At 71.7% G+C, this 10,480-nt stretch carries 8 protein-coding genes; 3 read left to right on the top strand and 5 right to left on the bottom strand.

The features are described from left to right. Nucleotides 1-281 precede the first annotated feature (281 nt). The gene (locus tag RIN80_RS12765; protein WP_309095691.1) at nucleotides 282-587 is read left to right on the top strand and encodes a ferredoxin; all 306 of its coding nucleotides are present in this window, start codon (nucleotides 282-284) and stop codon (nucleotides 585-587) included. Between the two features lie 60 nt (nucleotides 588-647). Here RIN80_RS12765 and RIN80_RS12760 read toward each other — a convergent pair whose 3' ends face one another. The 3 genes from RIN80_RS12760 to RIN80_RS12750 form a co-directional block, all read right to left on the bottom strand. After that, nucleotides 648-1,226: a hypothetical protein gene (locus tag RIN80_RS12760; RefSeq protein WP_309095690.1), complete on the bottom strand. Its 579-nt coding sequence runs from the start codon at nucleotides 1,224-1,226 to the stop codon at nucleotides 648-650. A gap of 320 nt (nucleotides 1,227-1,546) precedes the next feature. Then, nucleotides 1,547-2,449, bottom strand: a complete 903-nt coding sequence (locus RIN80_RS12755; RefSeq protein WP_031114607.1) for a tRNA (adenine-N1)-methyltransferase — start codon at nucleotides 2,447-2,449, stop codon at nucleotides 1,547-1,549. An 85-nt stretch (nucleotides 2,450-2,534) separates the two neighbouring features. Next, nucleotides 2,535-4,214, bottom strand: a complete 1,680-nt coding sequence (locus RIN80_RS12750; RefSeq protein WP_375141680.1) for a site-2 protease family protein — start codon at nucleotides 4,212-4,214, stop codon at nucleotides 2,535-2,537. Nucleotides 4,215-5,046: 832 nt separating this feature from the next. Between RIN80_RS12750 and RIN80_RS12745 the strand changes: the two genes are divergently transcribed. Together RIN80_RS12745 and RIN80_RS12740 are read left to right on the top strand one after the other, a co-directional pair. Further along, the gene (locus tag RIN80_RS12745; RefSeq protein ID WP_309095688.1) at nucleotides 5,047-6,036 is read left to right on the top strand and encodes a RecB family exonuclease; all 990 of its coding nucleotides are present in this window, start codon (nucleotides 5,047-5,049) and stop codon (nucleotides 6,034-6,036) included. Nucleotides 6,037-6,089: 53 nt separating this feature from the next. Further along, nucleotides 6,090-6,761: a response regulator transcription factor gene (locus tag RIN80_RS12740; protein WP_030606450.1), complete on the top strand. Its 672-nt coding sequence runs from the start codon at nucleotides 6,090-6,092 to the stop codon at nucleotides 6,759-6,761. Between the two features lie 64 nt (nucleotides 6,762-6,825). Here the strand turns inward: RIN80_RS12740 and RIN80_RS12735 are convergent, their stop codons facing one another. Together RIN80_RS12735 and RIN80_RS12730 are read right to left on the bottom strand one after the other, a co-directional pair. After that, entirely contained in the window at nucleotides 6,826-8,409 is a 1,584-nt protein-coding gene (locus RIN80_RS12735) for an ABC transporter substrate-binding protein (protein WP_309095687.1), read from the bottom strand. Between the two features lie 110 nt (nucleotides 8,410-8,519). Next, a complete protein-coding gene (locus RIN80_RS12730; protein WP_309095686.1) occupies nucleotides 8,520-10,124 on the bottom strand; it encodes an ABC transporter substrate-binding protein in 1,605 nt (534 codons plus the stop codon). Nucleotides 10,125-10,480 lie beyond the last annotated feature (356 nt).

Genomic DNA, 10,480 nt, shown 5'->3' with positions numbered 1-10,480 from the left:
ATGCCGCGGTTCATGTCGTCGTCGTGGGCTGCCACGGTCCTCACCTCCTCCAAGGGGAGCTGGACGCTTCCAGACCCTACCTGGGCGGGTGTCGATTGAAACCCCTAGATCACAAAGACGGTCGGGGTGTGTCCGATCTTCACCCTTGCGCTCTCCCTCACGCCAGGGGAATACCCAGCGAACATGATTGGAACCCAGCCTCAGGTACGGTCGAAGCGTTCAACACCCGTCAGAGCTGGCCGGATTCCCGGTGCGGTTCGACGCATGAAACGGCAGGAGACATGAGCGTGCAGCAGGAGGCCGGGGTCGAGGGCGAGGCGCTGGAGGTCTGGATCGACCAGGACCTGTGTACCGGCGACGGCATCTGCGCCCAGTACGCGCCCGAGGTGTTCGAGCTGGACATCGATGGTCTGGCCTATGTGAAGAGCGCGGACGACGAGTTGCTCCAGGACAAGGGCGCGACAGCGCCCGTTCCGCTGCCGCTGCTCACGGATGTGATCGACTCGGCGAAGGAGTGTCCGGGCGAGTGCATCCACGTACGGCGGGTTTCGGACAGGGCCGAAGTCTACGGTCCGGACGCACAGTGACCAGTTCTTTACGTTCCGTGACCGCTGTCTGATATCTCACACACCGCTGCCACAGGGGCTTCACACGCTGCGGGCGCCGGCCTGCGCGGAGCGGACGAACGCGCCGTCCTGCCAACGCCATTTCACGTCGCTCTTCTCGTCGGGGCAGCAACGCGGCACGTCCGGGGACGAGTAGCCGAGGAGCGTGGCCGTCACCGCGCCCGCGCGTACGGCGAAGTCGCCGACGGTGGTGCCGTCCTCGGGGTCGAGCAGGGTGGCCACCACGCGCGGCTTGCCGTCCGCGCCGCCGCGGGTGAGGACGTACACGCCGTCCGGTGGGGTGCCCATCGGGGAGTCGCACTGGACCACGGCCACCGTCTCGGGGTTGCCGTCGCCGTCGAGGTCCCCGGACGCCTTCTTCTGTACGACGGCCTTCACGGGGCCGCACTCCAGGGGGAACTCCACCGCGGCCGGGTCGGGCGCGGCCAGGGGCGCCGGGGCGCTTCTGGTCTCGGGGGCGCCCGGCTGGGCGGCCGTCGCGGCACCGGGCTGCAGGACCGAGGAGAGGGCCACCACGCCGGCGAGCGCCGTGGCGGTGGCGAGCCAGTGGATGGGCCGGGTGTGGGTGTGGGCGAGCTCCGGGACGGCGGAAGGCTGCACTAGGAGTGTCTCCTGAGGGCTGTACCGGTGGGGTGGCCAAGATGGTGCCACACGTCACACCGCGAGGGAACGGCGGGGTGTGCGCCGGCCGCGCCGGGGAAGTCAGAAGGGTTGCGGTTCCTGCCGCCGTGTCAGCTGGCCGGTGCCCGCGCGGCCCGCTGCCGGCGCCCGGGAGCGCTGCCGGGTGACTCGGGGCAGGTCAACGGCGTCGCGCGGGGGTTCACCCCGGGCGGCAACGGAGAGGCGCCGTGGCGCAGTTCCCGGAGTGTGTCCGACAACTGCGCCGCGGCGCCTGTGCGTTGGGTGCGTGACGGGCCGTCTCAGCGGGCGGTGCCGCCGTCGGCGTTGGGTCCCGCGTAGTCCTCGCCGTAGGCGCCCTTGGCGGGGCGGCGGCGGCGCATGGGCGGCTCGACGCCGTCGGCGAGGCGGCGGGCGGTGAGCAGGAAGCCGGTGTGGCCGATCATCCGGTGGTCCGGGCGGACGGCCAGGCCCTCGATGTGCCAGTTGCGGATCATGGTCTCCCAGGAGGTCGGCTCGTTGAAGCAGCCGATCTCCCGGATGGACTCCACGGTCCGGGCCAGCTGGGTGGTGGTCGCGACGTAGCAGCACAGGATGCCGCCCGGGACCAGCGCCTTGGAGACGGCCTCCAGGCACTCCCAGGGGGCGAGCATGTCGAGGATGACGCGGTCGACGTCGGTGTCGGACAGGTTGTCCTGGAGGTCGCCGACGGTGAGCTGCCAGGCGGGGTGCGGGCCGCCGAAGTAGCGCTCGACGTTCGCCTGGGCGATCTCGGCGAAGTCGGCGCGGCGCTCGTAGCTGTGCAGCATGCCCTGGTCGCCGATGGCGCGCAGCAGGAAGCTGCTGAGCGAGCCCGAGCCGACGCCGGCCTCCACGACGCGCGCGCCGGGGAAGATGTCGGCGAAGGCGAGGATCTGCCCCGCGTCCTTCGGATACACGACGGCTGCCCCGCGGGGCATGGACAGGACGTAGTCGGGGAGCAGGGGGCGCAGCGCGAGGTAGGCGACGTTTCCCGTGGTGCGGACAACGCTGCCCTCGGGAGCACCGATCAGTTCGTCGTGCGGGAAGGAACCCTTGTGGGTGTGGAAGTTCTTCCCGGCCTCGAGCGTGAACGTGTAGTGGCGGCCCTTGGGGTCGGTCAGCTGAACCTGGTCCCCGACCTTGAAGGGCCCGCGCCTGCGGGCGGCACCGGTCGGTTCGGACATGTGACCAGCCTACCGGCCCCGGGGAGGGCCTCCGACCACCGGGACGATCACCGGGACGGCCACCGGGACAGCCCGCGGCCGGCCGCTAGGACGGCCGGGCCATCGCCTTGACGAAGGCGCGCTCCACGTCGGCCGCCGACAGCACGCCGTAGATCTCGCCGGTCTCCTCGACGACCAGGTACTCGGTCGCGGGGGTGGCGCGCAGCGCGTCGAGGAGTTCCTCGCCGGACAGCTCCGCCGAGACGCGCATGCCCTCCGTGAGCTCCTGGGCGAGGCCGCTGACCGCGACCCAGGGGCGGCGGTGTTCCGGCACGCCGACGATGGCGGCCTCGCGGACCAGGGAGAGAGGCTGGCCGTCGGCGTCGACGACGACCAGGGCGCGGGCTCCGGCGGCGTTGGCGCGGCGCAGGGCCTCGGAGAGCGGGGTGTCGGACTCGACGGGGACCGCGCGGCGGGTGAGGGTACGGGCGCGCAGCTCCGGGAGGTGCTCGCGCAGGCGTGCCATGCGCAGGCTGTTGCCGGCGCCGGTCCAGATGATCGCGGCGAGGATGGCGGCGAGCAGGGCGTCCAGGACGGTGTCCATCCCGACGTTGTCCACGGCGTCGGAGCCGAGGGCGCCGGACTGGGTGAGCAGCGGCAGGCCGATGAGGACGCAGACGGCGAGGGCCCGGCCGACCCAGGCGGCGGCGATGGTGCCGGTCATCGGCTTGCCGGTGAGCTTCCAGACGACCGCGCGCAGCATGCGGCCGCCGTCGAGGGGCAGGCCGGGCAGCAGGTTGAACGCGGCCACGATCAGGTTGGAGATCATCAGGCCGGCCAGCAGCACGCCCGGGACGGTGCCGGGGTCCACGGTCTGCAGGGCGGCGTAGAAGACGCCGGCCAGGACGAGGGAGAGCAGCGGGCCGACGAAGGCCAGCACGAACTCCCGGCCGGGGGTCTCGGCCTCCTTCTCGATCTCGGAGACGCCGCCGAAGAACTGGAGCTGGATGCGGCGGACCGGGAGCTTGAAGCGGAGGGCGGCGACCGTGTGGGCCAGTTCGTGGACGAGCACGGAGGCGTAGAAGGCCACGGCGAAGAAGAGGGAGACCAGGTAGCGGGCGGCGCCGAGCTCGGGCAGCACGCGCTCCAGCTGGCCGCCGAACACCCAGGTGATCAGGGCGGCGACCAGGAACCAGCTGGGCGCGACGTACACGGGCACGCCGAAGGGCCGCCCCATGAGCAGTCCGCCCCGCGGCTCCGGCCGCTGGGGCGCGGGGCCCTTGCCGTCGGCGGAGTGCGCGAGGGGGCGGGCGGTGGGGGTGTCGGTGTGGGTGGGTGCGGCGGCCGGGGGTTCGGGGAAGCGGCGGTCCGGGGTGCCGGGTGCCGGACGCGGCTGGTCCGCCTCGGGCCGGTGCGCGCCGGGGTGAGGGTGACGGCGGTCCGTCTCGGGTCCGCCGGCCGTGGAGCCCGTGTGGGGGTCGCCCGCGTAGGCGCGGTCGGGGTGGACGTCGCCGTCGGGGTGCCCGCCGGGCTGGGGAGAACGACTGGCGTCGCCGGCGCGACCTCCGCCAGGAGCGGGGCCCGCGCCGGGCTCGCCGTCGGCGGGTGCCGGGGAGGAGCCGGCGGCTGCGGGTTGTTCGGGGCGTTCGCCGCGACCCTCCGGCGAGCGCACTCCGGCGGAGCCCTGGTGCGTCGGTGCCGTCGGCGCAACGGGTCGGGGGGCGGGAGCACTGTCGGCCGGCGGGGCGTCCGCCGCTGCCGGTCCGGGCTCCGGCCTGTCCCCCACTGACGCCCTCGGCGCAGCGGGCTCGGGCGTTGTGCCGCTCTTCCCCGCCGACGGACCCGGCGCAGCGGTGCCGGGCGTCGCGGTCTCCGGCACAGCCGGTCCGGGCGTCGGGGCTTCCGCCGCGGTGGGGCGAGGAGCCGGGGGAACGTCGGCCACCGGGGCGTCAGCCGCTGCGGGGCCGGGCACCGGCCTGGCGCCCGGCGACGCCTCCGCCGGGGCGGGCCCGGGCTGAGGACCGCCCTCCGACGACGACCTCGCCGCGGCAGGCCCGAGTTCAGGACTACCGTCCGACGACGACCCCGCCGCGGCAGGCCCGGGTTCGGACTTGCCCTCCGGCGACGCCTGAGCCGGGGCACGCCCGGGCTCAGGACTACCCCCCGACGACGATCCGGCCGGGGCAGGCCCGGGCTGAGGACTGCCCTCCGGTGACGACCCCGCCGCGGCAGGCCCGGGCAGGAGCTCGGGCGCCTCAGGTTCGTTCGACGGGAGTTCGGGCGCCTCGGGCCCGGGCCCGGGGGCGTGCTCGGGGGTGGGGCGTTCGTCGGGGGCGGCCGGGCCGGTGGGCCGGGCCGGGTGACCGGAGTGGTGCTCGGCCGACTCGTCGTTGCCGGACCGCGGCTGCCCGCGCCCGCCGCTCTCCTCCACCGGTTTCCCCTCGTTCGAAGCGTCTCCCGCGCCTGCCGGACGGGAGGGTCTCGAGTCGATGGTATGCGTCCGCCGAGGTGCGTTCCGCCCCGGCACCCCTGTGTTCCCCGTGCGTCGACGGTCCCTCCCGGCTTCCCCACGGAACGCGCTCGGGTCACTGTCAGTGGCGGGCCGTAAGGTCTGTGGCATGGAGACGAGCAGCGAGGGCACGACGCGGCAGGGGAGCAGCCCTGCCCCGGCGGTGGAGGCGGAGGAGACGGCCGCCCGGGCGGTGGCGGAGGCGGCGGCGGAGACGGCCGCCGTCAGCGACCTCGTGACGGGGCCCGCCGCCATACCGCCCGCCTCGCTGTCCCCCTCCCGGGCGAGCGACTTCATGCAGTGCCCGCTGCTGTACCGCTTCCGGGTCATCGACCGGCTCCCGGAGAAGCCCAGCGAGGCGGCCACCCGGGGCACGCTGGTGCACGCGGTCCTCGAGCGCCTGTTCGACGCCCCGGCGGCGGAGCGTACGGCGCCCCGGGCGAAGTCCCTGATCCCCGGCCAGTGGGACAGGCTGCGCGAGACGCGACCGGAGGTCGGGGAGCTGTTCGCCGACGACCCCGAGGGCGAGCGGCTGGCGCGCTGGCTGGGCGAGGCGGAGCGGCTCGTCGAGCGCTGGTTCACCCTGGAGGACCCCAGCCGGCTGGAACCGGCCGAGCGGGAGCTGTTCGTCGAGGCGGAGCTGGACTCGGGGCTGCGGCTGCGCGGGATCATCGACCGGGTCGACGTGGCCCCCACCGGCGAGGTCCGCATCGTCGACTACAAGACGGGCAAGGCGCCCCGGCCCGAGTACTCCGAGGGCGCCCTGTTCCAGATGAAGTTCTACGCCCTGGTCGTGTGGCGGCTGAAGAACGTGGTGCCGCGGCGGCTCCAGCTGGTCTATCTCGGCAGCGGTGAGGTGCTGACCTACGACCCGGTCCTCGCGGATCTGGAGCGGGTCGAGCGCAAGCTGCTGGCGCTGTGGGAGGCGATCCGGACGGCGACCGAGACGGGTGACTGGCGGCCGCGTCCGACGAAGCTGTGCGGCTGGTGCGACCACCAGGCGCACTGCCCGGAGTTCGGTGGCACTCCCCCGCCGTATCCGCTGCCCGTGCGCACGGCGGGCCTGCCGGCGCAGCCCTCGGCGGTGGAGGGCGGCTGAGTCCGGCGGGCCCGGGCAGGGCAGAATGGGCCGGACGAGCGAAGGAGACTTACGTGGCCATCCGCGTCCTACTGGTCGACGACCAGCCACTGCTCCGCACGGGCTTCCGGATGATCCTGGAGGCCGAGCAGGACCTCGCGGTCGTCGGCGAGGCCGGAGACGGCCTCCAGGCGCTCGACCAAGTGCGGGCCCTGCAGCCCGACGTGGTCCTGATGGACATCCGCATGCCGCGGATGGACGGTGTGGAGGCGACCCGGCAGATCACCGGCCCCGGGCGGGACGGCCCGGCGAAGGTCCTGGTGCTGACCACCTTCGACCTGGACGAGTACGTGGTGGAGGCCCTGCGCGCGGGCGCCAGCGGCTTCCTGCTGAAGGACGCCCCGGCGAACGAGCTGGTGCAGGCGATCCGGGTGGTGGCCGCGGGTGAGGCGATGCTCGCGCCGAGCATCACGCGCCGGCTGCTCGACAAGTACGCCACCCATCTGCCGTCGGGCGACGAGCCGGTGCCGGACACGCTGCACACGCTCACGGACCGCGAGGTCGAGGTGTTGAAGCTGGTCGCGCGCGGGCTGTCCAACGCGGAGATCGCCGCCGACCTGTTCGTCAGCGAGACGACCGTCAAGACGCACGTGGGGCACGTGCTCACCAAGCTGGGCCTGCGCGACCGCGTGCAGGCGGCGGTGTACGCGTACGAGAGCGGGCTGGTGCGCCCCGGGGCGCAGTAACCACCCGTGCGACGACGAGGGCGCCCCCTGCCGAGCAGGAGGCGCCCTTCTTCACGTCCGCGTGTCAGGCGTCCTTGCTCAGCTCCCAGAAGCGGAACACGGTCGACGCGTCGAGGCAGTACTCCAGGCCGTAGACGCCGTCGCGGACGACCGCGTACTGCTTGGCCTGCCACACCGGCAGGACGGGCAGTTCGTCGGCGACGATGTCCTGCAGCTCCCCGAACTCCTTGTCCGTGGCCGCCCGGTTGGTGAGCGAGGCGGTGCGCGGGATGAGCGAGCCGGTGATGGTGCTGTTGTCGTAGTTGTTGTTCAGCACGTTGCCCTTGCCGAAGAAGGGGGCCGTGAAGTTGTCGGCGTCCGGGTAGTCGGGGACCCAGCCCTTGACGTAGACGCCGTACTTGCCGGCCGCGATGTCCTTCTCGTACTGGCCGAAGGGCACGGACTTCACGTCGGCGTCGAACAGACCGCTGGCGTTGAGCTGGCCGGCGATGGCGGTCAGCTCCTGGTCGGTGGCGGGACCGTAGCGCGAGGGGGTCGACCAGAGGGTCAGCTTCACCTTGCCGGTGACGCCGTCCTCGCGCAGCGCGTCCGCCGCCCTGGCCTTGGAGGGCCGGGCGCCGTAGGTGTCGAAGAAGGCGGTGTTGTGGCCCGCGATGCCGGCCGGGATGATCGAGTAGAGCGGGGTCGCGGTGCCTCGGTAGACGTCCCGGATGAGGGCTTCGCGGTCGAGCAGGTAGGCGATGGCCTTGCGGACACCGAGCTTTCCGGCGACCGGGTGGTCCATGTTGAACACCAGGTGCTGGACCTCGGCGCTGCTGCCCTCGACGACCTCGGCGCCGGTGCCGTCGTCGGCCTTCTCCATGTCGGCGATGTCGCTCGCGGTCAGACCGCGGTAGGCGATGTCGACTTCCCCGTTCTGGATGGCCTGCTTCAGGGCGGTCTGGTCGCCGTCGAAGAACTTGAGCGTCACGCCGGTGTTCTTCACCTCGGCGGTGCCCTTGTAGTTCTCGTTGACGGAGAAGACGGCGTGGCCCTTGTCGATCGAGTCGAGCTTGTAGGGGCCGGAGCCGACGGCCTGGCCGTCCTCGCGCAGCCCGTCCGCGTCGTACTCGCGGTGGTCGACGATGGACCCGGCGCCGGAGGCGATCTTGCTGGGGAAGGTGGCGTCGGCCGTGTTGAGCCGGAAGACGACCGTCTTCTCGTCCGGCGTCTCGACCTTCTCCAGCGTGGGGAACATGATCGCGGGCCCGTCGGGGTCGTTGATCTTCAGCATGCGGTCGAAGGAGAACTTGACGTCCTTCGAGGTGAGCGCGTCACCGTTGCTGAACTTCAGCCCGTCCTTGAGGGTGCACGAGTAGACCGTGGTCCGCGCGTCGGTGAAGGCGCAGCTCTCCGCCGCCTCGGGCTGGGGTTCCGTGGCGCCCTTGGGGAAGCTGAGCAGCGACTGGAAGACGTTGTTGAACAACAGCCAGGAGCCCGGGTCGTAGCCGGAGGCCGGGTCGGTGGCCAGGACGTCGTCGGACATCCCCACCACCACGTTGGAGCCGTCCCCCGCGGAGTCTCCGCTCTCCGTACCACAGCCGGTCAGCAGTCCGGAGGCGAGTCCGGCCACGATGGGCAGGACCGGCCACTGGTTGCGTATGTTCACGTGTGTGCCTTGTCGTCGGTTCTCGAGAACGCCCGGAGCCTGTCCCCGGCTCCGGGGCACGGTTCCCCGGGGGGCCGCGGTCAGAGGCCCCCGGGGTTCCACCGGGTCCGTCAGCCGCTCACACCTCGTCCGAGCTCCCACAGCTGGAGCGTCGAGGAGGAGTTGAGGGCGTAGGCGGTACCCGTGATGTCGTCGCGCGCGGCGACGTACTGCTTGCCCTGCCACAGCGGCAGCACCGGCACGTCCCTGGCGACGATGTCCTGAATGTCCGTCAGGCTGGTGGAAGCGGACAGCCGGTCCGCCTCCCGGCGGGACTCGGGGATCAGGGTGTTGCGGATGCGGCTGTTGGCGTAGGGCGAGCCGAGGGTGTTGTCCTTGTCCAGGAACGGCGCGAGGAAGTTGTCGGCGTCCGGGAAGTCCGGGAACCAGCCCATGCCGTAGACGTCGTACTCGCCCTTCTTCTCGGCCGGGCGGAACGTGTTCCACGGGGTGCCCTTGATGTCGACCTCGAACAGGCCGCTGGAGTTCAGCTGGTCGCGCAGGACCTCGAACTCCTTCTTGGTGGCGGGGCCGTAGTGGTCGGTCGTGTAGTGCAGCGTGAGCTTCACCGGGGTGGTGACGTTCGCCTGGGTCAGCAGCGAGCGGGCCTTGCCGACGTTCGGTTCGCCGTACTTGTTGAAGAACGAGTTGGAGTGGCCGGTGACGCTGGCCGGGACCAGCGAGTACAGCGGCTCGGCCTGGGAACCGTAGACCTTGGCGACCAGGGCGCTGCGGTTGACGACCTGGGCCATCGCCTGGCGCACGGCCTTGGACTTCACGCTCGGGGCGTCGGTGTTGAAGCCCAGGTAGCGGATCTCCAGGCCGGGCATCTCGACGAGGTCGACCTCGTTGTCCGCGTCGCCGGAGAGCTTGCGGATCTGGTCCGGCGACATGGCGCGGGTCATCAGGTCGATGTCGCCCTTCTCCAGCGCCTCGCCCATGGCGTCGGCGCCCTTGAAGGAGACCATCTCGACCTTGTCGTTGTTCACCTTGAGGGTCCCCTTGTACTCGGGGTTCTTGGTGAACTCGGCCCGGACCATCTCGTCGTTCTCGACGACGGCCTTGAGGGTGTACGGGCCCGAGCCCTCGAGGTCGAAGCCGTCGCGCAGCTTGTTCTTCGGGTAGTCGTCGGGGTCGACGATCCCGGCGACCGGGGTCGACAGCTTGTACGGGAAGGTCGCGTCGGCCGTCTTGAGGTGGAAGATGACCTCGCGGTCGCCCTGCGTCTCGACGGTGTCGATGGTGGACAGCAGGGCGAAGACGCCGCTGTCGGCCTTGAGGGAGAGGGCGCGGTCGATGGAGTACTTCACGTCGGCCGCGGTGACGGGGTCGCCGTCGGCGAACTTCAGACCGTCGCGCAGGGTGCAGGCGTAGCGCTCGTTGCCCGTGTCGGTGAAGCCGCAGCGCTCGGCCGCCTCGGGTACGGGCTCGCCCTCACCGCGCGGCTGGATCATCAGGGTCTGCACGGTCTGGCGCAGGACGTTCCAGGTGCCGACGTCGTAGGCGTACGCCGGGTCGAGGGGCGCGGGCGCGTCCTTCGAGGCGGTGAACCGGTCCGTGGTGCCGACGACGATCGCGTCGCTGTCGCCGCTGCCGCTCCCGGAACCGCCGCAGGCGGCGAGCACCGGCGCGAGCAGGCCGACCACGGCCGGCAGCACCAAAGTCTTGCGGTTCATGCTCGAGTTTCTCCAGAGCTGTCGACTCCGTGTACCCGGCATGCAGGGGTGGCGCAGCGGATCACGGGGGTGGGGCGATGTTCTCGCGACGAGATTAGTCCGGCCCGGCAGGAACCTTCGCAGCCACCGGAGTTGAGCACCCATCACGCTACGGAACCGGGCGTGGACACACCGAAAACCCGACAGTGGAAGCTTTGGTGCAGCCTTCCATCAATCGGGACACAAGGGCACGCCGACGGCCCCCCGGAGGGGGTGCACAGCACACGCCGCATCCGCTGTCGACCCCGGACCGCGTGGGGAACGTCACACGCGTAAACCGGTTCGAGGGTACGGGAATTCGGCCATCCGGAGAGGTT

The sequence above is a fragment of the Streptomyces sp. genome (assembly GCF_031181705.1).
Classification (GTDB): domain Bacteria; phylum Actinomycetota; class Actinomycetes; order Streptomycetales; family Streptomycetaceae; genus Streptomyces.
The sequence above is the reverse complement of the archived record's forward strand: the minus strand, read 5'-3'. Positions and strand labels throughout refer to the sequence as shown.

Coding starts and splice junctions, on each gene's coding strand:
- RIN80_RS12765 (WP_309095691.1), top strand. CDS start 282: ATGAGCGTGCAGCAGGAGGCCGGGGTCGAGGGCGAGGCGCTGGAGGTC.
- RIN80_RS12755 (WP_031114607.1), bottom strand. CDS start 2,449: ATGTCCGAACCGACCGGTGCCGCCCGCAGGCGCGGGCCCTTCAAGGTC.
- RIN80_RS12745 (WP_309095688.1), top strand. CDS start 5,047: ATGGAGACGAGCAGCGAGGGCACGACGCGGCAGGGGAGCAGCCCTGCC.
- RIN80_RS12730 (WP_309095686.1), bottom strand. CDS start 10,124: ATGAACCGCAAGACTTTGGTGCTGCCGGCCGTGGTCGGCCTGCTCGCG.